Below are 19437 nucleotides of genomic sequence, written 5' to 3' on the forward strand. Positions count from 1 at the left end.
TGTCCTCCTCTAGCGAAGGCTTTTAAGTTCCCCGCGCTTCGCTCGTTCGTAATATTTTTGTCTCTCATCTTTAGAGAGCTTAGTGAAATCAAAACTTTGATCAGGTGCATCGCCGCCAACTGCACCGGGTGATGCCGCGGCATTAGCCTGCAGCTTCTGAATCGCTTCTTGCTGGCCTGCTTGCTTAGCAGCATTAACACGTTCATCAAATACAATGAGCTTGTATGCTTCTTCGAGTGGATAACCTCGTTCGGATGCAAGATCCAGTACTTTATCCTGTACAGATTCAAAATCAGGGTGAGCGCTTCTCAAGCGGTCAAATTCAGCTTTCACCGTTCTTTGAAGTTCGCTCTGTTGCAATTGTGCAAGCTGCTGTTTCGATTGATTCAAATCTTCTTTAAGAGGCGCGAAGTATTGTCGATAGGTCTCGGGATCAACCTGTAGACGCTGAGCTTCAGCAGCATCATGTTGTTGTTTTGCATGTGCTTCAAGAGCTGATAGATATTCGCCCGGATCTTCAAATCCGGCAAGCTTGGCCACTTTCTCCAAATTGGAGTAATGCCCTTGAATCGGCTTATACCGTTCCTCAATCTTCCCTGTCGCTTCGCGAAGGCGAGTAGCAAAGGATTCTTGCTGGGAAACATCAGGCACAGTTCCGCCATCCACCGGAGCTGCTGCAGGGGCGCTCCCTACAACCGGAGCTTCTGCTCCTGCCGCAACGCTAAGCGGCTCCGCACTTCCTGCACCATCACTGGATGCAGCACCAATAGCCCCGTCCATTTCGAACCGGGGCATCAACCATTCAAATTCAAACATATGCATTTCCTCCTTGGTGGTCGGCGCAACCCCACCCTTAACGCCGAAAATTTAAGGCCCTACGCTGCTCTGCGAAGGGCCTTTTAAACAATTCGATATACATCGTTTGTAACATCAGACTCGATAGCTTGAAGCTCAACTACACCATGCTCTTCATTAGCGATCCCAATCTGCCAGTCTGGATTCAGTTGTTGCAGTTGCTCGATCAACACTGATACTTTCATTCTACGACCTGCCAATCCTCCGCCAAGATATCAGCTTGCGATGCTAACCAACCAGGTTGCCATTGCTGAGCCGCTGTCCACATTGCGATGTATGGCTGTGAATCTAGCGGTGTATCGACTCCAATATGCTTAGCAGTACGATCGTTAACCTTTGCGCCCGGCTCTTGTGTAGAGTGTGCTGGAAGTTTCAATGAGGGCATTAGTACCACCCACATTCCCTTGCCGTTCCAGCCTTCACGAGCTACTTTCTTACCATCTTTCAAAGCCTCGATTGCTGCACCAAAGGACATACCGGATATCGCAGGATCATAGGATTTCATAAAAATATCAGCCTTGCACGGATAAAACTCACCCTTGACGCCTTTAATGATATAATCGCCAAAGCTTGCAAGCATAATCCCTTCAAGCGTTCTGATATTAATTCCACCAGATCCAAGTACATTATTTATACATACATCTCTGCCAATAACACTCGTCGACATGTCAATACCATTCACCCATTCAATAACTTGAGCTATGCTTTCTTTATCTTCTTTTAGCAACATTGCTTGAATGACGACTGGCTTCTTTCTGTAATTCATCCTTACACCTCCGCTGGATAATCAACATATTTTACTTGCACCCAAGGCACAAATACCGCTTTTTCGCAGGACTCATACCCTGTTACCACAATGCCGAACGTATCAAGCGTCAGCAGCTTACGGTTTTCCATTGGGTTGCCGTCCTGCGTCCATACAGTAACTTCACTTCCGACCTTATCAACAATGTTATTAGTCATTCATACGCTCCTTAATTCGCTAAGCGATGATAGATTTCATCAAGCATGCGTTCTATTTCTACAGTGCTACCAAATGCGTATCCTGCTAGAGATCGAACATTTGTATCAGGAGAAGAAACAACAGAGTCACACAACATTGGTTCTACGCCAAACAAATAGCCATGAAGCCTAGTGAGCTTGTGCTCAATCGTTTCCAATCTACCAGCTGTAATTACCATCGTTTCAAGGACAGATCGTTCGCCCTGACAAGCGATAGCGTCTTCTTGAATATGTGCGAGCTCTTTAGCGCCAAGCAAGCCTTTTAACCCTGCTTCAGACCTTGCAATGTCTCCGATTTGTCTTTGTTCCTGAAGACGAAGTTGATTCATTTCTAGTTTCATTTTCAGCTCACCTCTTGCATATTATTAGCCCATTTGCTGAGCTTGTTGTAATATTGCCTGCTGTTCCTCAGGCGGTAATGAATCGAACTGCGCTCTCTGCTCAGGTGACAATGATGCGAGTGGATCCGCTGTCGGCATAGCTGCTGCCTGGTCCTCGCGTTGCTTCTCTAGTTCTCGAAYCAAACGAGCTTTAAACGGCACAACGTTGTTTGGAGCGTATTTCAAATACTGATCGAACGTAATGAACTTCATGTCAAGGAAGCGATCAAGCGAGCTCATCATAAGCGCTTCTGAGAACATCGAAGACGGTCCTATATCTATTTTCAAATTCAGATCAGTATCCGCGTACTTGCTTCCGTCGAATTCGGTAAACTCTTCTTCACCGTCATCGTCCTTCACCATTACTTCACGTGGTAAATTGTATCGGACCTTAAAGAACTCTTCCCAGATACGGCCAACATCCTCCATACACTTATAAAACCGACGTTTAACCGATTCAATCGGTACACCGTTAGCTCTTTGTAGCTGGATGAGTGCGGCAGCGCTCATATTCGCTCCTGGCGCTTCTCCTGTAGAAGCATCATTTGCGCTTGTCATTGATCGTGTCATATCAACAACAGTATCAACCAGCTGCATGACATGAGGACTGATATTGCCGGGATTCAGATAGGCTACAGCGTTGCTTAAGCCCTTCTCTGCGTTCTTTACTTCAATGATTTCGCCTGGCGTGTTGGTTATCTTTCGTTTGTCTACGCGCATCGGGTCGATCGCCATCTTCGGCCAACCAGTTAACTGACCAGACAGCAGACCCATTGCGATCATGAAGTTAATCGATTTCTGATTCTCGATAATGGCCTGTGTGTCTCCAATGCCATTGATCGACTTCCTCCGGCGCTTCCACGGCATGAGGGCAATAGGATACTTCTTCATCTGCATATTCGTGTCAGGCTTGATCAGCATGCCAGAAGCTACCTTTCGGAAATGGATGTAACCATCCTCATGACGGTAATAACAGAGTAGCGCGGTTGTTTTATCATCATCACTAATCTCATGCTGTGCCATATCGTATCCTTCATCCGCTGTGTTCTTATCGGGTCCAATCATGCTGATTAAGGTTTTGCTGAGCCCATTCGCTCTAGCCTCATTACGGAGGGTCTTGGTCATTTCACGATAAGAGATCAGGATATACGGTTGTTTCTGGACAACCCTGCACTGCGGATTCCCAAAGATCACGTTGATAGCATCTAACACTTCACCGCACATTTTACCTTCATACTTTAGTTTATTACCGCCTTTGATTGAGCTATCCCAGTAATAGTGGAGAATGCCGGTACCGATGTTTGCTGCTATCTCCAACATTTGTTCATTCAAGTCATTCTGCTGGATCTCTTCCCAAACGGTATCCGAGTATTTCGTAAATTTGTCTGCAGCTTCAATTGCCAGTTCGCTGCCCGAATCTGATGAGCTGAAGCGCATCATGATTTGTTCGTTCATAACCGTACTGACCTTAAGCGATTCAATCAGATCGATGATATTAAACACTGGCCGCGGTAGGTTGCGAGTTCGCTCTGTAGGAGCCGGCCATTGATCGCCTGCTTTAAAGCGTTCATATTTAGGCCAGTTAATTAAGTATCCCATTTGCTTCATGTAGCTCAATCCATCTTGATAACGCTTCTGATCAGTACTCACGATCTGTTGAATGCTATCTATGTTTCGTTTTGTTGTCGCCAATCGTTATTCACCTCCCTGTGCACCATTAACCCATTCGTTCATAATGTCTGGTTGCGTCAACACGTCCGCCACATTTGCTGGTGCAGGAGCCTTCAATTCTGAACGATACAGTTCTACTTGCTCCCGGATCGCCAGGTTAATTAAAGCGGAGGTTTCAACCTCAAGACCATCTGTCTCGAGCACTTTGGCCAATTGTTCAATCTGATCTACCAACCATAACCCTCCTCTTCTTCAGGCTCATCACTTCGAAGTGCAAACGGCAGCGGTTCACGTTCTACAATCGTTTCAGAAAGCGTGAATGATTGCTGTGTGCGGATCTCTGCGGCAATCATGTCGCTGATGAGCAAATCATCGTGTTTACCGCTCTCTGCATCAGGACGACCGTTCTTGTCGTAAATAAACGTCAAGCATTCGCCAAGGAATGTTATGTCCGTGAAAAGATCAATGTTCTTCTCGATCAGACCAATTTCCTTATCGATGATCAGCGGCCGCGTATTGCCGTCCGTCTTCCAGCCGTATTTTTTCTCGGTTTGTTTTGTGAAGTCATCGTATTTTTGACGTACATATTGATTCGGGTACCGAAGACGATCAAGCTCCTCGATCGGCGCCGTGTTGAAGTTCATTTCAATTCCGATCAGTGCGTCATTGTAGTAACGTCCAAGGCAATACATCTGATAGGTGTACGGCTTACTGTTGGTAGCCTCCAGATGCAATGAAGCGCAGCGCTTGCCTGTTATGTTGTTGATTACGGTCGCTGCGTACTTATCGCGTCCCTCGCCCTTCGTGTCACCACCGATAACGTAAGGGTACCGTTCTTGTGGCATATCATAGATCGTTATCGATCCTTGCGGGTTGTCCACCCACTTAATGCTCTTATCCTTAATAAAGTCCAGCTTCTCAGGATCGTTCCACTCAAAGCGGAAATTCCCGCGGCGCGGTAGATTTGCTTTGTACATACGCTTCAAGTATTCGATCCGCATAACAACAACTTCTTGATTAAAGACGCACTTACCAGACGCCAGAAACGCTTCAAGGTCGCTACACGGATATTCCTGCTTGATGAGATCCTTATTGATGTATCCGTCATATTTGACGTAATACCAATAGACCTGTTCGATCTCAAGGCCGATTGTACCCGTCAGCCAGCGGCAGCGCTCCCAGATCCACTCTTTGCCGGCAGTAAGCTGCTCCTTGAACCATTCCTTCTTGCTCTCTGATTCAAAGTGCATGCGGTACTCAGGCGTTCGCCACCATTCGTAGAAGCATTTCTCCCAGTTACCCGAATCCCAAAGGTCTTTGTACTCGTTATAGCCGTTAGCCGTGCTCTCGAAGATCTGAATAGAGTCTTTCGTTAGAGCTTCACCAATACCAGCCTGCGTCCCGCTGATGCCTTCCTTCCAGAAGGCAGCTTCAGAGCCATGAAAGAAGTTAATCGTCCGAGAACGTCCCATGTTTCCGCTAGCAGTCTTTACTTCCCAGCTGCTATGGAGGTTTTCAAACAGGAGCTGCTTCTTATTGTTGTATTTCTCTGTCGGCTTGATCGCACCCGGCAGTGCTTTATAAGGATACTTAGCCTTGTTCTCGAAGATTGTGGCCGAGTTTGAATCATCATCGGCTGCCGTAAATCCTTCAAAGTTCTTTCTCGTGATCGTACATGCCAGTTGGTAAGCCGTGATACACGACGTAAACCCCTGCTGTCTGCCCTTTAAGATGATGAACTTGAGGGATAACCGCCTACCCGCCCTATAATCGCTTACAGCGCAATTTAGACGGTCTATGAAATCATGCTGCACATCGTTCAGAAAGAATGGTGATGTCCGCTTTTCCTTGTCGACAATTATAAAACACATCTCAATCAAGAGCTCGGGATAGTCCACGATCTCCTTCCGGATGTGTTCATGTTGAAGAATATAGTCAGCAACAGCGTCACGAAATTCAATGTCCTGCTGAATATCATGTGAGTCTTCCCACAGTTCTCGCCTTCGCTCGATGATCTGCTTACAAGTTAATAGCTTCATAGGAAGCTCTCCAGCTTCTTAGCCTTTTTATCTCCGCCAAGCGCATTAACCTGTATTTTGAGCTTCTCAATACGGAGTTTCTGCTCTTCATCCGCCAATCCTTGACGACACATGTCCTCGTACTGCTCGATCTTAGACGACAACGTACGCATGGCCGCAGATTGTGAAGTCAAGACCGTTGCCTGCTTATCGAGCCTGTATTTATCCCGTTTGGTCACATGCATGAGGTTTTGAGACAGTATGAGGTTCGTTAAACATATTCGAATGCTTGTCCATAAAATTTCAATTGGATCAAGTTCATTGGTTGCGTCGAATATTTCCAAGGTGTCTGGGTCATCAGGCAGGAATTTGCGAAATAAACCATGCTTTACGGCTTTATCATTGCCAAGTGGTCCGCCGCCTTTATTTCCCTTTGCATTCTTATTTCCTTTTGGAGCTCCACGACCTTTGGGCTTAATTTCTTCCCACTTATAATAGCTTTTCCATTTGCGGACAAGCGCTGCACTCAAACCTAATTGTTCTGCAATAGCTGCTGGCTTCATAGTTTTTTCACTATCGATCCATAATTTATAAGCGCGTTTTTGGTCTGGACTTTTTTCCCTCGCCATTAGTTCATCACCGCCACCTCCGAATGAATTGAGTGGTTTTCCTATTTTGGCTCTTGGACGCTTTCGACGGCAACTGGACGCTTCCAATTCCTAGCCATCAACATTTAACGAATCAACAGCTATTCCACTAAAATATGGAACTAGGGTGAACCACAATCAATATTCTGTTGCACTCGTTGTTTTATGGTTTTCCCAGCTAAATTCTAGCTTTGTTTCGCTTTCTGAAAATGACTGCCACATTCAGCAATTTGTGATGCACTAAAAGTCACCTCATTCGTGCTATGGCCGCATCCATCATGTCCTGAGTCATTCCAATATAGTCTAATGTATAGGCCGGATCCCGATGGCCGAACATCTTCATTAGTAACGCTAGGTTACGTGGATCCTGATTATAAAGCGTATAGCCCCATGTTTTCCGAAGCGTATGGCAGCCTATATCTTTAAGCCGAAACTCCCGCGCTGCTCGGTTCAACATTCTGTATGCAGTGCTGCGGTCGAACGGCTGCTTACGAAGCCTGAGTTTCTTCTTAACTTGCCGACTCGGGAATAAAAACTCATGATCCTCTTTGCTGGCAATGAAGTAATTAAGATCATCTCGGATACTAGGATGAATGATAAAAACCTTATCATGAACGTTTTTCTTTTCGGTCATTTTGACATGAGTTCCTCGAACCATCCCCACACGCAACTGAAGCAAGTCAGAAACCCGTAACCCGCTATAAATGCCCATACAAAAAAATAGATAATCACGCAGGTTCCGTACCTTGAGATACATTTTAATGCCGTCAATGATTGCTTGATCTCGTATCGGTTGAACCGTATTCATAGCGGCTCCAGTAGATTGATGCGATCTTTATTTTTCCTCGACCAGTTGATTGCTTCAGGAATGTCCATATTCGTTCGTCCATAGGTTGTCACGAAATGAACATTATCAGATTCAAACCGGATCACCCACCATACACCATCAACATGGATGAATTCTCGCTTGATGAAATACTTATCATCATGCAAGAATTTCTTGATCTGGTTCAATAGAGTGTCACGGTTTGTTTCTTCTACCCGGTCACAATACTGCTCGAATCCGTGATCGGTTAAATGGATATTGTACTTCTCAAATTTCATAACCCCTTTCTCCTTTTTAAAAAATAATGACTCCGCAAAGTGTGTTACTAAGATAAAGGCGATTCCCCCTTATCAGTAGTGCGGTTGCAAACCGCCGGTGCGGAGTAAGCTGTGTATTTCGCAACGTCCACAAAAAAAGACGACCTCCGCTTTGGAAGTCGCCTTTGATAATTTTTTACAAATAAAGCATAGCATACGATTTGCCCCAAGTGTCCACCAAATTACCCTCAAGTTACCCCCACTTTTAATCATTAAATGACTCCCCACATTTTTAATGTGTTCGCCACAGAAATGAGGCCTTCATTAAGCCTGCGGTCAAGTGTTGAGGACTTCTCACCTCGCTTGAGAAAAAGCAAAGTCTCTGTGTAAGAATGTCCTTTGAGGTAACGGAGCGTAATGGCCTGCTGCGCCTCATTATCTCGAATGATATTCACGGCGCGATCGATCGCATTCTTTAAGGAAATGCATTCTTCTGCAGCTTTCTTCTGATTCATCGCAATTATAACGGCGTTGGCTGTTTTGTTGGCGTAAAGGTCATCCTGGTCAATCCGCCGCGCCAGCTCGCCCTCAATGATTGTCTGCTTGAGCTCTTCCTCATATTTAATATAATCTTCCACCACAATTTTTAATTCGCTGTATTCAGAAAGTATTTTCTTTGTTTTCTTAACATCATTAACTGATGCTTTTGGTAACCATTCCACTTGACCGTATTCTGATGCCATTGCCAACATTCCCCTCATCCTCTCTATTTTTGTGTATAATAGAAGATGAGATTATTAGAAGACCTCCGGCGTGCGTTCCCCAACACTGGCCGGAGGCTTTTTATTTATTTCTATTAATCATGCTATACTTTGCTTCAACTTCAGTTCCGTTATCCAGTAAAACCTGATATACATTCGCTGGACGACAGTTAATCATTTTAGATCGTATCTCTGTTATTTTGCCTCTATATGGACCTTTCCTAGATTCGCTGAGTCGGCCAATGTAGTCTATTAATTCTACAAGCTGCCCTTTCTGTGGACGCCGGCTTGAAAATGTCATGTTGTATCCATCCTCCCAAGTTCTTCTGTATTCAGCTAGTCGTCATACCCAAAGTGAGTATCAACGTCATCCATATCGACGATAATCTTAGAGCCAGCTGCGTGCATCCGGAAAAACTGTTCGCCAATGCTATCAATAGCCCAAGTGGTCTTTACTTCTTTCAGTAAATCATGCGACTTCCAGTGGAGTGCATAAATCGTTCCGTCCTTATTGATCCCGGCACGCAGATCGCATTGATATTTTTCGTTATCCTCATCTTCGTCAATATACAACCAGCCGCCACCACTGCTGTATGTCGATGGTTCCCAAATAACGGTGATTTCTTCTCCATCGCGTTCATGATCGTCGTTCAGCGCTTCCTTCCAGCTTTCGATAATCTTTGAAAGCTCCATCTCCGGTTCAACCGTCTTGAAGATTTCATCCATGCGGGCTTTAAGCAACTCTATGCCTTGGACATGAACCAATTGATCCAAACGTTCCCGAACTACGTTTCGCACCAGGACGTTGTATGTTGGAAGCTCCATCTTATCAACGTCGATAGCCAAACTTTGCTTCACAACTTCTTTGACTTGTCGACCAAAGTCCGAATACGATCCAAGCACTTCATCGACGATGCTCGCGACAGTCTTCGTCATCTTTTCTTCAACGATTTTTTGGATCGCGCCTTCTTCGTGCATTTTCACCATTGCCATATTTACCATCGCCTGAAGATCAACTACATACCCTGCATTTGTCATGATTTTACTCTCCCTTTAAATTAAATTTGATGTATTTCCGTATTCATTCAGATACTTAATCAATGATTGAAACGCACAGCGTTCCGCCGCACTCCGGGCATGCTGGTTCTTCCAGTTCATTGCCCTCGACTTGCTCTATTGCAAATCCACGAAGGCAACTCTCTTCTTCACACCGATAAATATCCCATTTTGTTTGAGTAATCACTTTTACACCTCACATTTATTGAGATACCAAATCGAAAAGATCGATTTGTCCATCCAATTCCTCAACCCATCCGTTATCTACCCAATGCTTAGGAGCACGCTTGCGATATTCAGCGGGAACAGGAGTTGAAAGACGGAACCGATCGATTGCAATCTCCGAATAAATCCATTCCGATAAAGCCTCAACCAGTGCTGGCACCTCTCCCGCATAAGTTTTTGCTGTTTTACTGCCAGGGACCATAGGAACACTTAGTGCCTTAGCCAATAGAAACCCTCCAATCGTTCTTAATCAAAGCATTCATAACCCTTATGAGGCTTATCAAGCTCTTCATCCTCTGCTGGCTTAATTACGAACTGACGGCCTTTAATAAAAATAACCGTCTGCTCGCCCGCAGCCAGATTAAGAATCATTTCCTCAAATGGCATTTTCAAATTATTCACTCTATCCCTCCTTTCAAGAAGACCGCCTATGCATGTCAGGAATTCGCTTTCCATTGTTCTCGGCTGCTGGTAACGCAGGCTGATCATCATGATGTGAACGATCGAGGCTAACAAATTTGTTAAATTGCTTCATAAACGCCAGCTCTACCGTTCCAACAGGCCCGTTCCGCTGTTTAGCAATGATAATTTCGATGATATTCTTCTTCTCGGATTCCTTGTCGTAGTAATCATCCCGATACAAGAAAGCCACAATATCCGCATCTTGCTCGATAGATCCGGATTCACGGAGATCTGACATCATTGGTCGTTTATCCTGCCGCTGTTCAACACCGCGGCTAAGCTGAGAAAGGGCAATCACCGGTACTCCTAGTTCCCTGGCAAGATGCTTAAGCGTCCGTGAAATCTCTGACACCTCTTGCTGACGGTTAACTCCGTTACGCTGAACGGAATTAATAAGCTGTAAATAATCGATAAGAACAAGTCCAAGCCCCTTTTCCTTCTTCAGTCGCCTGCATTTCGCTCTGATCTCCATGACCGTTAGTCCTGGGGAATCATCAATATGTATGTCAGCGCTGGAGAGATTTCCGATCGCTTCGCTCATACGTTCAAAATCATCATTTTCGAAGAATCCAGTCCGTAATCGAGAAGCATCAACATGACCTTCTGCGCTGATCATCCGCATAACCAATTGCGAAGCGGACATCTCAAGACTGAATACGGCTACCGTTTCCTTCGCCCTGATTCCCACGTTCTGAGCTATATTCAGAGCGAAAGCAGTCTTCCCTACCGAAGGCCTTGCAGCTACGATGATTAAATCTTCACCTTGGAATCCGGCTGTAAGGCGATCAAGATCCGTGTACCCGGAAGGGATACCTGTAACACCGCGGTTATTGCTTCGGTTGTTATATAGCTGCTCTGATTTCTCCCATACGTTCACAAGCACCTGACTGATCGGGACGAAATCCCTTTTTGTTACTGCTTGTTCCGATAGGTTCGAAACAGAGTCACTAGCTGAAGCAATAAATGATTTCGCATCGTCTGAATGAACAGCCTTCACGAACATGTCATAGCCGGCTAAAATGTTTTGACGCTGCATAAATTTCTCGTACACAAGATCGACGTAATACGATACGTTTGTCGCTGTTGGTACGCTGTTAGTCAAATTGGTCAGATATGCTACACCGCCAACAGCTTCGAGCTCCTTGCTGTCCTGTAGCCTAGCCACAAGCGTAACAAGGTCTACCGGATTTCCTTTGTCCTGAACATCTGTCATGGCTCTGTATATCCGACCTAGTCCAGCATCAAAGAATTCTCCTCCCCGCAGCGTCTCCCGTACAATATCGATAGCCTGTGTGTCTAAGAGAATCGCACCGATCACTGCCTGCTCTGCGAAGATATCCGAAGGCATTTCAATTCCTAATTGCTGTATGCTTATCATGCGATATCCCCCGTAATGTTCCGTCTTACCCTCTGCCAATATCCATCCGGTGGCGGTGAGCCAGTTGTTCTCCAAAGCTCCAGCTGAGCAAAATATGATTCCGTTTCTGCCTTGCTTTGGTCTTGCTCGATCAACTGCCCCATCTTGCCGCGGATGTCCGCGATCGTCGGAGGGAACTTTTCAACGGCTGCATGCCGCCTGAGATTATCGACCGCTACCGTAAGTGGTATGTCCCGCAGGAGGTCGTGCCAATTCTCACGCTTTTCTTTTTCGGTAGTAAAATTAGCATAATAGCGTTTGATTGCTTCAAAAAGGTCAATCACTTCCGATAGCTTCAAGTCGTTTTGCCTCCTCTCTAGCTTGCTGAAGCTCGTCCATTTCTTGCTCATATTTGCTTCGCCGGGCTGGCTGCTCTCCTACCCCAATGGACGTATTCGCCTTAGGTATGAAAGGTGTGACTTTATTTTGATTTGCTTGCTGCCGGCTGCTGATCCCTTTAAGGATCCAATCCTCAGCGAGMTTCCGCATGTATCTCTCATCTGGCCCAATTCCACGGGCACCCATATCTAGGAAAACCTCACGAACGAATGAATCAGGATATCCTCTTTTAAGAAGCTCGGATACATATCCCTGAATGAACCCGGTGTACATGAATTTATTGAATGAAAATCTGTAAGCATCTAGCGCGGTTTGTGGTTCTTCTTCTTCTTGATAATCTTTAATATCTTTAATACTGTCTTTAATACTATCTTTAGACAGCCGTTTTGCCTTAGAGCCATAAGGGTTTGAGCCTCTTCCGACTTCTCGTTTTAATAAGCGGAAACTTATTGTTTTAATAAGTCTTAACTTATTGTTTTGATAAGTGACTACAATTTTGGGACCAAATAATTCAGAATCTGACTTATCGTTTTGATAACCGTTTTTGTCGAGATTTTCATGAATTAATTGCTTGAATCTTTTCTCGTTCCAGCCTTTAACCGGACTGATCTGCCACCGCTCATAGTCCTTATTAACGGTGAAAACGCTCCCGACTTTGTCCCAATTTATGACTTTGCAAGAGACCAAATAATGAATCTCCTTAGTCACATTCGTCTGGCCTACGCCACATAATTCGAAATCCTTCAGCTGCGGTATATAGGCTGATTTCTTCTTACAGCCGTATGATAGTCGCCAAATGAAAAGAATGATGTCCTTCTGACGCTTCGAAAAATCGCGGCGGATGACCTCATTCCATATCTCATTGGCTATTCTCAAAAAACCGTTTCCTGCTTGCGGATTCGCCATCGGACGACCTCCTACTCCGCATTAATAGATTCAACGAGAAGCAGCGATCTGCCGCTTCCTGCCTTCATCAGCCTTGATTAAAACAGCTTTACATAAACGCCTGAAGCGCTCATCTGTAACTAAATCAGCATTGCGGCAGTGCTTACCATTCGCTAACGTCTGGCGGACCGCATCGTCAACGCTGAGCCCCTTGAAACACATGCGGGCGTATGCCATGCACACTGCCGCTTGCTCCGAGGACTTACTTAACCATTTGAAACGCATTGGTCGTCCCCTCCATCCTCAGATTTGCTGATTTACCTGGGTGAATCTATTCTGTTTTCAATGTGCAATGATGCCTGCTTACCCTGCATCGTCGGAGGCCCCCAGCTGACGCTCAGGACACCCGACGATAAAGGCAATCGCCTATATCGTCGTTTCACTTTCCTTCTTTGAAATAATCACTTTCATCGCATTCATAACATCCATTTGTCCAGCTCTATACAGAGATATGAATAGAGTTTCCGCAGCAATGCGTGTATCGTAATCCCAGCCCTGCAGCCATTCGATATGTCGCTGCTCCTCCGGATCGAGCTCTCGTCCGAGAATGATTTCAAGTCGTTTATTCATGAGTCTTTCCACTAGAGATCATCCTTTTCCTAACACGAATTATGTGATATAATGTCGATAGATAGTTTTTACTTGAATGATCACTTCGGGCCCTAATCCGTAGTGATCATTTTTCATTTCTAGACTTCTTAACTAAGTTCTTCACGATTACCCCATGCTGCATTGGACTCTTGTTGAACCAGATCCGTGCCATTGCCTCGAGTGTCACAAACTCCAACCTCCTGTATAAATTAATTTTCTTAAGCTACAACTGGATCCTGAAGAATATTTTTAATTAGCGATACACCATCCAAACCATAAATGTAAGCGACAATGACTTCACGTGAATTTGTGATTTCTGCCCATTGTAAAAGAATATGTATGTCTGGGGACTTACGGTCCTTTTCAATTTGGGAAATACTCCCTTGTGAATAATCCAGTAAATCAGCCATTTCTGCTTGTGTGTAGCCCTTCCTTTCGCGACATGCTTTCAAAATTGATCCTAATTTCACGTTACCACCCTCCATTTATTTCAAATTGAAATAGGTGAGGGAAATGATTCGTTGTACAATTGGCGTATACCATTCTCGATTAACTATGCTGCCGTTTACCAACGTTCCCCTCATCTTGCCCGGCATCAGATATTCCGATGTCGGGCTATTTTTTAAGGAAATGGATCATACTGCAGTCTCATTTTCCAATGCTGCTGATTCTTTGTCAGACATCCATTGCATAAGTGTTTCTTTCCGGAAGAATATGCGAGTGCGAATTCGTATAGCCGGTATTTGTCTTAAACGAACCATGTCATAGATTAACCAGGAGGATACGCCAATGAAGTCAGCAGCTTCTTGCACGTTAAGAGTTTGACGTTTCATATTCTCACCTCACGAATTAATAGTTAGATTGTCAGCAAGAGTCTTAAAATGGTTTGCAACAAGCTTCAACTCAAGTCCTGAACAATTATGAGCGACTGTTGTGTGATAAAAAATTTCGTTAACTATTTTATTCAACTGGGATGCTCGATTGTTGCTGATTGGAGGTTGGAACTCCGAACCAGCAGCAATCATATCAAAGGAATCATCAGGTGTTCTCAATCAGACAACCTCCCTGCGTGTATTGTGGTTCAACACACTTGGATTAAAAAAAATTTCACCAATAGGGAGATCGAAGAAGTCTGATATTTTCATCATTGTCTCTGTGCTCGGAGCATAAATTCCGTTCTCTATTTGTGATAGAGAAGTTCTCTGCATTCCGATGCCATTAGCGAGTTCTTGTTGTGTCACCTTTTTTATGCGACGTATCTCTCCAATTCGATTACCAATTATGATTTCACTAATAGTTATCACCACCATGTATTGAATTTATATACAAACAATACACCATATTGTTTTGCAAGTCAATACATATGTGTTGTAATCAAGAACATAATATTGTTGTATTGTTGTGTTGTGTAATACTAAACATTTAAAATGATTGTAGGTGGTGAAAATATGAAGGATACTATTGCACTAGGCAAGAAAATAAATGAATTGCGATTAAAAAACAATCTGTCTCTTCGTGGATTAGCTGAGAGATCTGGAGTCAGCTTTTCTTTTATTAACTCAATAGAAAAAAATCGTTTTAACGGTTCTCGTGAGACTATAATTGCTCTCGCTGATGCTCTCAAAGGTGCTGATAAAAACGAACTTTTGCTGCTTGCTGGGTTATCACCAAGTGATGAACTGATTGCAGAAGAACAAATCCTGTATGATCCTGACGTCCAATTTATTGCTCGTTCAAAAAAAGAATTATCCCCGAAAGCTTTTCAAAAGATGATGGAGCTCGCAAAGAAAGCTAAAGAAATGTTTGATGATGAGGATAAGGATTGAAAAACCTGCACATAACATCCGCAATGCATCGTCCGAACTTTAAGCGAGCAAACAAGATTGCTGACGAAGTTTTGCGGAATATGGGCTATCCCACAATCCCTATTCCTCTCAAGGAATTAGTCGATTTATATGGTTGGAAGGTTGAATTCGACGAACTGCACGGACCCGATGGGTATACCGCTAAGATAAATCGAGGAGAAAAAAAAGAATATGTAATTTATATTGCAACAGATATAAATATTCAAAAATATTCTCCGATTACAATACAATACCGCCAGAGATTTACTACAGCGCATGAGATCGGGCATATCTTATTACATGGACATTTCAACTGGCATAATGTAGATGAGTCATATGAAGCAATTTTAGAGGTTGAGGCACATTGGTTTGCATCAAAACTACTTATGCCTGATTATATTTTCACACATATCAATGATCTCGATCCGGACCTTCTTGCTCAGAAATGTAATGTCAATTTTACTGCCGCACAAAAGAGAATTAAAAATATCTCTGATTCCGTGCGTAAACGTTTATTGTTTGATGTTGCCCAGTGGGCTAGAGATGATTCATTGGATCCAATTAAAGAACTCCATATGAGTGATGAAGAAAAAAGAGATTTGGATATGTTCATTGAATCATTATCATTTAATGAAGTTGCAGTTATGAATGAATACAATGAAATTGAATGTTTCGTTTGTGGACACGCATATTGGGTTGGATTTAGTGAAATCGTCCCTTTACAGTGTGTTAACTGCGGAGCTGACTTGTTTGATCTGGGCTAATGGCCTTTTTTTATGTCTAAAATTGAAAACTCATTTTATTTTTTATATCCTGTGGCCTACATCGATGTTTTCGGGAGGGAATCAGAATGGCTAATATGCGTAAGCGCGGTGAAAATTCTTGGACTTTTACAGTGGATATTGGGGTAAACGCAAACGGAAGTAAAATTAGAGAATTCAAAACAATTAAAGTGACTGACCCTACCCTCCTGCGAGCTCCAAAACGGCTGCAAGATTATTTAGATACGGAATTGGCTCACTTTAAGGTCCAGGCATTATCCGGGTCTTATAGAAAGCCTGGAAAGCTGAAGCTTAGCGAATTTTTAAATGACTGGGAAAGCAGCTTTGTTAATGTTCATCTCGAGGAAAAAACAAAAGACAATTATAAATTCCATTCTAAAACAAGGATTACACCTTATTTTGGACATATGACCATGGATCAGATAAAGACAATCCATATCCTCAAATTTTTAGAAACGCTCAGAGGTCCTAATGCAAGGCTGGATGGAAAAGGTCCATTGAAATCAGCGACAATCGTATACAATTATAGGGTACTCAAGAGTATATTTTCAAAAGCAGTTGAATGGAAAGTACTCGTGGAGGATCCTATGACCGGCGTAAAGAAGCCTAAGGAAGACGATATCAAGGAAATGGAAATATACGATGAGAAAGAAATTAAACAACTTTTCACTGCTTTAGAGACCGAATCCTTACAATTACGCACCTATGTCACCTTAGCGGTTACCACTGGCATGCGCCGCGGCGAGATCGCTGGACTCGAGTGGAACAAGGTAGATACTATCACGGGGCATCTGGTTATTTCTCAATCAGTCCCAAAACTTAGCGACGGATTGCCTGTAATAAAAGCTCCGAAAAATAACAAAACAAGAAGAATTGCACTTTCGGAAACTGTTTTAAGCGAGTTGCGCTCACTTCGTGCAGAGCGCGAATCAGAGCTGGCTGAATTATTAGATAAGCCAGTTGGCTCAGAAGATTTTTTCACGCTCCTGCAGTCTACTGAGCTATGGGCAGACGGAAATCATTCATTCATATTCTGCCACCCTGACGGCAAACCATACGACCCTCAGACATTTACTGATTGGTGGATTGATTTTCACCGCCGTCATAAATTAAAACCGATCAGGCTTCATGATCTACGTCATACCTCAGTATCTTGGATGATCTATAAGAAAGTTCACTCAGAAGCGATTGCTAAGCGAGTCGGGCATTCGAACATAAAGATGCTTGAGATTTATGGACATATATTTGAATCCGTTGATCAAGCTGCAGCGTCCGTATTCGACGATATGAAAGATTGAATGAACGACAGTTGTCGTTCGATTGTCGTTCAAATTTTCAATATCATGCTATTTCGAGCCCTTTTACACATGAAATACAGCAGAGAATTCCCAGCAATAACGCGGCATTCATCACTTTACCATAACGATTCGTTCTCCTCTCCCATGAAAAGGGCACCCCGCAAGGGGTGCCCGATTTTTTTGTTTAAAGCCTTATGTAGCAAGGGATTTCAGGTTTCTCTTCATAATCATTGATTAGATTGTCGCCCGTTTGTAGCCCGAATTAAAAATGAATCAAAGATCTCCAACTCGTCCAGGCAAACTCCACTTACTAATCAACAACGCTCTCACCGAATTGGGTAAATGTACATATATTGAAATATATGATTCGGGAGGGTACGGCTTATGGAGAACAATAAAGACTTACGAGATATTGAAATTGCCAAGCTGGCATTTATCGGCGCATCAATTACCGCGTTAGGTGACGGGATAGGCGCACTAGCAGCCGGGCTTGCTTTAGAATCTTTAGAAAAGGACTACTATACTCAAAACAATAGTCGTCATGCCCCTCGTGTAGAATCAACTAAAGTTCAACTTGATCATTTTATAAACGAGCTTCAGATTAGAAATATCGTTAAATGATTAGTTTGAGTTGTATCAGATATTCATTTTGTTACGCTCAAACATAATTTGTTACATCGTAAGTACTATCAATGATTTTTTGAATTTCACGATCAAACCTTTGTTTGTCTCGAACGGCTAAAGTGTTTATCCAGACTAAATGTTCGCCAATAATCTGCTCTTTATCAGCTTTCCAACTACGTTCCCGTTCTTAGTACATCAAATCATTCTGCTTTTCAAAAGTAACAAAATCATATATTCCAATCGTTTCATACGGATTGTGTGATCTTTAGAGATCTTACTGTTGGAAGCCACGCAGTCTTCGTGCCTCCGGAAAAATAAAAGGGGGTGAAACCGATGAATATATTCTAATCTACCTTAATATTTTCTAACTGGCACTGTGCGCACTAATTGTGTACTATACGTACATAACCTTTATTTCTGCTCCTCTAAAGTGGCTTAGTGAACTGCTCTAGAGGCGCATTTTTTTGAGATCTCATTAGCCCCCCTCTATCGTCTATTTGTCAGCTTTCCATCCTTTATAATAATTAATACTTTTTATTTTGTCGCCCAATTGTCGCCCAAATTCTCAAAAGACGCCCATTTCCGGCTATATGTAGCATGTTGATGAGCTGAAAAAATCCAGTAATGCCGCGGAATTACGTTCTGTACCTAAAGGATAGACTTTCCTCTCCCATGAAAAGGGCACCCCGCAAGGGGTGCCCGATTTTTTGTTTACAGCCATGTATATCAATGGAGTTAGAATATCATTTACAAACTACTCATAGGTTATCGCCCACTTGTCGCCCAAATTAAAGTTAAATATAAGATTAACTTTTATTTATTTCATGAGATACTCCAAAATTATTTTCAAAAAATTATGCCTATAATATTTTCATGAATAGTACCAAATAGGAGACGGATAAATGAACACCGTTCCAAAGTTCCTTATAATAGTCGGTACTGTGTTAGTTGTTATTGGGTTGATTTGGGCGGGGCTAGGAAGGTATATCAACCTTGGGCGATTACCTGGTGATCATAGTAATTAGCGTTGTTTTGTCATTGGTCGCCTACATTGCGAGATGGTTTTTCAAGTGATTCGAAAATCAGATAACAGATATACCTATGAGTTTAAGACTTGAGTATAAAATGATGCTCTGTGACTAAAAATAAGCTTGATTTCAATCTAAATTCGAATGGAGCATGCATCTATGAAGAAAGTAATATTAATGATTAGTTTCATCGCATGTTTAATTATGTACACAGCTATACCTGCATCCGCAGATCGTTCCCATAACGGAACAACGGTGAACGCAAACAATTACAGAACAACTGCAGCAACTGATGATGATGGTTTTGATTGGGGATGGCTTGGTCTTTTGGGTCTGTTCGGTTTAGCAGGAGCGAGAAATCGCAATCGTGAACGCGATCGTGCTTAACCATTGAATTCAATACACAAAC

Annotated in this window: 30 protein-coding genes; 6 read left to right on the forward strand and 24 right to left on the reverse strand. The window is 43.2% G+C overall.

Going from position 1 to position 19437, the window contains the following annotated elements; translation table 11 throughout:
- Nucleotides 1–9: 9 nt before the first annotated feature.
- The 24 genes from AC1DLI_RS14600 to AC1DLI_RS14715 all read right to left on the reverse strand — a co-directional run bounded on the left by AC1DLI_RS14600 (nucleotide 10) and on the right by AC1DLI_RS14715 (nucleotide 14762).
- Nucleotides 10–816 (reverse strand): hypothetical protein, encoded by an 807-nt coding sequence (locus tag AC1DLI_RS14600; RefSeq protein WP_477603708.1) that lies wholly within the window; start codon nucleotides 814–816, stop codon nucleotides 10–12.
- A gap of 83 nt (nucleotides 817–899) precedes the next feature.
- Nucleotides 900–1040: a hypothetical protein gene (locus AC1DLI_RS14605; RefSeq protein ID WP_477603710.1), complete on the reverse strand. Its 141-nt coding sequence runs from the start codon at nucleotides 1038–1040 to the stop codon at nucleotides 900–902.
- The gene (locus AC1DLI_RS14610) at nucleotides 1037–1621 is read right to left on the reverse strand and encodes a DUF2829 domain-containing protein (RefSeq protein WP_477603712.1); all 585 of its coding nucleotides are present in this window, start codon (nucleotides 1619–1621) and stop codon (nucleotides 1037–1039) included. The genes AC1DLI_RS14605 and AC1DLI_RS14610 overlap by 4 nt, the downstream gene beginning before the upstream one ends.
- A 2-nt stretch (nucleotides 1622–1623) precedes the next feature.
- On the reverse strand, nucleotides 1624–1818 hold the full coding sequence (locus AC1DLI_RS14615; protein WP_477603714.1) for a hypothetical protein: 195 nt from the start codon (nucleotides 1816–1818) through the stop codon (nucleotides 1624–1626).
- 11 nt (nucleotides 1819–1829) lie between these two features.
- Nucleotides 1830–2198: a hypothetical protein gene (locus tag AC1DLI_RS14620; protein ID WP_477603716.1), complete on the reverse strand. Its 369-nt coding sequence runs from the start codon at nucleotides 2196–2198 to the stop codon at nucleotides 1830–1832.
- Nucleotides 2199–2222: 24 nt separating this feature from the next.
- Nucleotides 2223–3929, reverse strand: coding sequence for a portal protein (locus AC1DLI_RS14625; protein ID WP_477603718.1), 1707 nt, complete (start codon nucleotides 3927–3929; stop codon nucleotides 2223–2225).
- Between the two features lie 3 nt (nucleotides 3930–3932).
- A complete protein-coding gene (locus tag AC1DLI_RS14630; RefSeq protein ID WP_477603720.1) occupies nucleotides 3933–4142 on the reverse strand; it encodes a hypothetical protein in 210 nt (69 codons plus the stop codon).
- Nucleotides 4136–5947 carry a terminase large subunit gene (locus AC1DLI_RS14635; RefSeq protein WP_477603722.1) on the reverse strand — a complete coding sequence of 604 codons (1812 nt, stop codon included), beginning with the start codon at nucleotides 5945–5947 and terminating at the stop codon, nucleotides 4136–4138. The genes AC1DLI_RS14630 and AC1DLI_RS14635 overlap by 7 nt, the downstream gene beginning before the upstream one ends.
- The gene (gene terS / locus AC1DLI_RS14640; RefSeq protein WP_477603724.1) at nucleotides 5944–6555 is read right to left on the reverse strand and encodes a phage terminase small subunit; all 612 of its coding nucleotides are present in this window, start codon (nucleotides 6553–6555) and stop codon (nucleotides 5944–5946) included. Before terS ends, AC1DLI_RS14635 begins: the two co-directional genes overlap by 4 nt.
- A gap of 265 nt (nucleotides 6556–6820) precedes the next feature.
- Nucleotides 6821–7381, reverse strand: coding sequence for a tyrosine-type recombinase/integrase (locus AC1DLI_RS14645; protein ID WP_477603726.1), 561 nt, complete (start codon nucleotides 7379–7381; stop codon nucleotides 6821–6823).
- Nucleotides 7378–7677, reverse strand: coding sequence for a hypothetical protein (locus tag AC1DLI_RS14650; protein ID WP_477603728.1), 300 nt, complete (start codon nucleotides 7675–7677; stop codon nucleotides 7378–7380). Before AC1DLI_RS14650 ends, AC1DLI_RS14645 begins: the two co-directional genes overlap by 4 nt.
- 251 nt (nucleotides 7678–7928) lie before the next feature.
- Nucleotides 7929–8408, reverse strand: coding sequence for a hypothetical protein (locus tag AC1DLI_RS14655; RefSeq protein WP_477603730.1), 480 nt, complete (start codon nucleotides 8406–8408; stop codon nucleotides 7929–7931).
- A gap of 345 nt (nucleotides 8409–8753) precedes the next feature.
- The gene (locus AC1DLI_RS14660) at nucleotides 8754–9455 is read right to left on the reverse strand and encodes a hypothetical protein (protein ID WP_477603732.1); all 702 of its coding nucleotides are present in this window, start codon (nucleotides 9453–9455) and stop codon (nucleotides 8754–8756) included.
- A 220-nt stretch (nucleotides 9456–9675) separates the two neighbouring features.
- The gene (locus AC1DLI_RS14665; protein ID WP_477603734.1) at nucleotides 9676–9924 is read right to left on the reverse strand and encodes a hypothetical protein; all 249 of its coding nucleotides are present in this window, start codon (nucleotides 9922–9924) and stop codon (nucleotides 9676–9678) included.
- A gap of 20 nt (nucleotides 9925–9944) precedes the next feature.
- Nucleotides 9945–10100, reverse strand: coding sequence for a hypothetical protein (locus AC1DLI_RS14670; RefSeq protein ID WP_477603736.1), 156 nt, complete (start codon nucleotides 10098–10100; stop codon nucleotides 9945–9947).
- Nucleotides 10101–10113: 13 nt separating this feature from the next.
- Complete coding sequence (dnaB, locus tag AC1DLI_RS14675) at nucleotides 10114–11538, reverse strand: replicative DNA helicase (RefSeq protein WP_477603738.1); 1425 nt, start codon at nucleotides 11536–11538, stop codon at nucleotides 10114–10116.
- Nucleotides 11535–11876, reverse strand: a complete 342-nt coding sequence (locus AC1DLI_RS14680; protein WP_477603740.1) for a hypothetical protein — start codon at nucleotides 11874–11876, stop codon at nucleotides 11535–11537. The genes dnaB and AC1DLI_RS14680 overlap by 4 nt, the downstream gene beginning before the upstream one ends.
- Nucleotides 11854–12822 carry a replication protein gene (locus AC1DLI_RS14685; protein WP_477603742.1) on the reverse strand — a complete coding sequence of 323 codons (969 nt, stop codon included), beginning with the start codon at nucleotides 12820–12822 and terminating at the stop codon, nucleotides 11854–11856. Before AC1DLI_RS14685 ends, AC1DLI_RS14680 begins: the two co-directional genes overlap by 23 nt.
- 30 nt (nucleotides 12823–12852) lie before the next feature.
- A complete protein-coding gene (locus AC1DLI_RS14690) occupies nucleotides 12853–13086 on the reverse strand; it encodes a hypothetical protein (protein WP_477603744.1) in 234 nt (77 codons plus the stop codon).
- Between the two features lie 141 nt (nucleotides 13087–13227).
- Nucleotides 13228–13443 carry a hypothetical protein gene (locus AC1DLI_RS14695; RefSeq protein ID WP_477603746.1) on the reverse strand — a complete coding sequence of 72 codons (216 nt, stop codon included), beginning with the start codon at nucleotides 13441–13443 and terminating at the stop codon, nucleotides 13228–13230.
- 227 nt (nucleotides 13444–13670) lie between these two features.
- A complete protein-coding gene (locus AC1DLI_RS14700; RefSeq protein ID WP_477603748.1) occupies nucleotides 13671–13922 on the reverse strand; it encodes a helix-turn-helix domain-containing protein in 252 nt (83 codons plus the stop codon).
- Nucleotides 13923–14087: 165 nt separating this feature from the next.
- Entirely contained in the window at nucleotides 14088–14285 is a 198-nt protein-coding gene (locus AC1DLI_RS14705; protein ID WP_477603750.1) for a helix-turn-helix domain-containing protein, read from the reverse strand.
- 9 nt (nucleotides 14286–14294) lie between these two features.
- The gene (locus AC1DLI_RS14710; protein WP_477603752.1) at nucleotides 14295–14504 is read right to left on the reverse strand and encodes a hypothetical protein; all 210 of its coding nucleotides are present in this window, start codon (nucleotides 14502–14504) and stop codon (nucleotides 14295–14297) included.
- Nucleotides 14505–14762, reverse strand: coding sequence for a helix-turn-helix transcriptional regulator (locus AC1DLI_RS14715; RefSeq protein ID WP_477603754.1), 258 nt, complete (start codon nucleotides 14760–14762; stop codon nucleotides 14505–14507).
- Between the two features lie 138 nt (nucleotides 14763–14900).
- Here AC1DLI_RS14715 and AC1DLI_RS14720 point away from each other — a divergent pair, with 138 nt between their 5' ends.
- The 6 genes from AC1DLI_RS14720 to AC1DLI_RS14745 all read left to right on the forward strand — a co-directional run bounded on the left by AC1DLI_RS14720 (nucleotide 14901) and on the right by AC1DLI_RS14745 (nucleotide 19415).
- Complete coding sequence (locus AC1DLI_RS14720) at nucleotides 14901–15278, forward strand: helix-turn-helix domain-containing protein (protein WP_477603756.1); 378 nt, start codon at nucleotides 14901–14903, stop codon at nucleotides 15276–15278.
- Nucleotides 15275–16060 carry an ImmA/IrrE family metallo-endopeptidase gene (locus AC1DLI_RS14725; RefSeq protein WP_477603758.1) on the forward strand — a complete coding sequence of 262 codons (786 nt, stop codon included), beginning with the start codon at nucleotides 15275–15277 and terminating at the stop codon, nucleotides 16058–16060. The genes AC1DLI_RS14720 and AC1DLI_RS14725 overlap by 4 nt, the downstream gene beginning before the upstream one ends.
- An 86-nt stretch (nucleotides 16061–16146) precedes the next feature.
- Nucleotides 16147–17376 (forward strand): site-specific integrase, encoded by a 1230-nt coding sequence (locus tag AC1DLI_RS14730; RefSeq protein WP_477603760.1) that lies wholly within the window; start codon nucleotides 16147–16149, stop codon nucleotides 17374–17376.
- A 384-nt stretch (nucleotides 17377–17760) separates the two neighbouring features.
- Complete coding sequence (locus AC1DLI_RS14735) at nucleotides 17761–17997, forward strand: translation initiation factor 2 (protein WP_477603762.1); 237 nt, start codon at nucleotides 17761–17763, stop codon at nucleotides 17995–17997.
- A gap of 905 nt (nucleotides 17998–18902) precedes the next feature.
- Nucleotides 18903–19025 carry a DUF2905 family protein gene (locus tag AC1DLI_RS14740; protein WP_477603764.1) on the forward strand — a complete coding sequence of 41 codons (123 nt, stop codon included), beginning with the start codon at nucleotides 18903–18905 and terminating at the stop codon, nucleotides 19023–19025.
- 162 nt (nucleotides 19026–19187) lie between these two features.
- Nucleotides 19188–19415: a WGxxGxxG family protein gene (locus tag AC1DLI_RS14745; protein ID WP_477603766.1), complete on the forward strand. Its 228-nt coding sequence runs from the start codon at nucleotides 19188–19190 to the stop codon at nucleotides 19413–19415.
- Nucleotides 19416–19437: the final 22 nt, after the last annotated feature.

It is taken from the genome of Paenibacillus sp. 01T443, from assembly GCF_056398325.1.

Bases quoted from the DNA above. Each gene is read 5' to 3' on its own strand.
- AC1DLI_RS14600 (WP_477603708.1), bottom strand. From the start codon at position 816: ATGTTTGAATTTGAATGGTTGATGCCCCGGTTCGAAATGGACGGGGCT.
- AC1DLI_RS14605 (WP_477603710.1), bottom strand. From the start codon at position 1,040: ATGAAAGTATCAGTGTTGATCGAGCAACTGCAACAACTGAATCCAGAC.
- AC1DLI_RS14610 (WP_477603712.1), bottom strand. From the start codon at position 1,621: ATGAATTACAGAAAGAAGCCAGTCGTCATTCAAGCAATGTTGCTAAAA.
- AC1DLI_RS14615 (WP_477603714.1), bottom strand. From the start codon at position 1,818: ATGACTAATAACATTGTTGATAAGGTCGGAAGTGAAGTTACTGTATGG.
- AC1DLI_RS14620 (WP_477603716.1), bottom strand. From the start codon at position 2,198: ATGAAACTAGAAATGAATCAACTTCGTCTTCAGGAACAAAGACAAATC.
- AC1DLI_RS14635 (WP_477603722.1), bottom strand. From the start codon at position 5,947: ATGAAGCTATTAACTTGTAAGCAGATCATCGAGCGAAGGCGAGAACTG.
- terS (WP_477603724.1), bottom strand. From the start codon at position 6,555: ATGGCGAGGGAAAAAAGTCCAGACCAAAAACGCGCTTATAAATTATGG.
- AC1DLI_RS14645 (WP_477603726.1), bottom strand. From the start codon at position 7,381: ATGAATACGGTTCAACCGATACGAGATCAAGCAATCATTGACGGCATT.
- AC1DLI_RS14650 (WP_477603728.1), bottom strand. From the start codon at position 7,677: ATGAAATTTGAGAAGTACAATATCCATTTAACCGATCACGGATTCGAG.
- AC1DLI_RS14655 (WP_477603730.1), bottom strand. From the start codon at position 8,408: ATGTTGGCAATGGCATCAGAATACGGTCAAGTGGAATGGTTACCAAAA.
- AC1DLI_RS14660 (WP_477603732.1), bottom strand. From the start codon at position 9,455: ATGACAAATGCAGGGTATGTAGTTGATCTTCAGGCGATGGTAAATATG.
- dnaB (WP_477603738.1), bottom strand. From the start codon at position 11,538: ATGATAAGCATACAGCAATTAGGAATTGAAATGCCTTCGGATATCTTC.
- AC1DLI_RS14690 (WP_477603744.1), bottom strand. From the start codon at position 13,086: ATGCGTTTCAAATGGTTAAGTAAGTCCTCGGAGCAAGCGGCAGTGTGC.
- AC1DLI_RS14705 (WP_477603750.1), bottom strand. From the start codon at position 14,285: ATGAAACGTCAAACTCTTAACGTGCAAGAAGCTGCTGACTTCATTGGC.
- AC1DLI_RS14715 (WP_477603754.1), bottom strand. From the start codon at position 14,762: ATGGTGGTGATAACTATTAGTGAAATCATAATTGGTAATCGAATTGGA.
- AC1DLI_RS14720 (WP_477603756.1), top strand. From the start codon at position 14,901: ATGAAGGATACTATTGCACTAGGCAAGAAAATAAATGAATTGCGATTA.
- AC1DLI_RS14730 (WP_477603760.1), top strand. From the start codon at position 16,147: ATGGCTAATATGCGTAAGCGCGGTGAAAATTCTTGGACTTTTACAGTG.
- AC1DLI_RS14735 (WP_477603762.1), top strand. From the start codon at position 17,761: ATGGAGAACAATAAAGACTTACGAGATATTGAAATTGCCAAGCTGGCA.
- AC1DLI_RS14740 (WP_477603764.1), top strand. From the start codon at position 18,903: ATGAACACCGTTCCAAAGTTCCTTATAATAGTCGGTACTGTGTTAGTT.
- AC1DLI_RS14745 (WP_477603766.1), top strand. From the start codon at position 19,188: ATGAAGAAAGTAATATTAATGATTAGTTTCATCGCATGTTTAATTATG.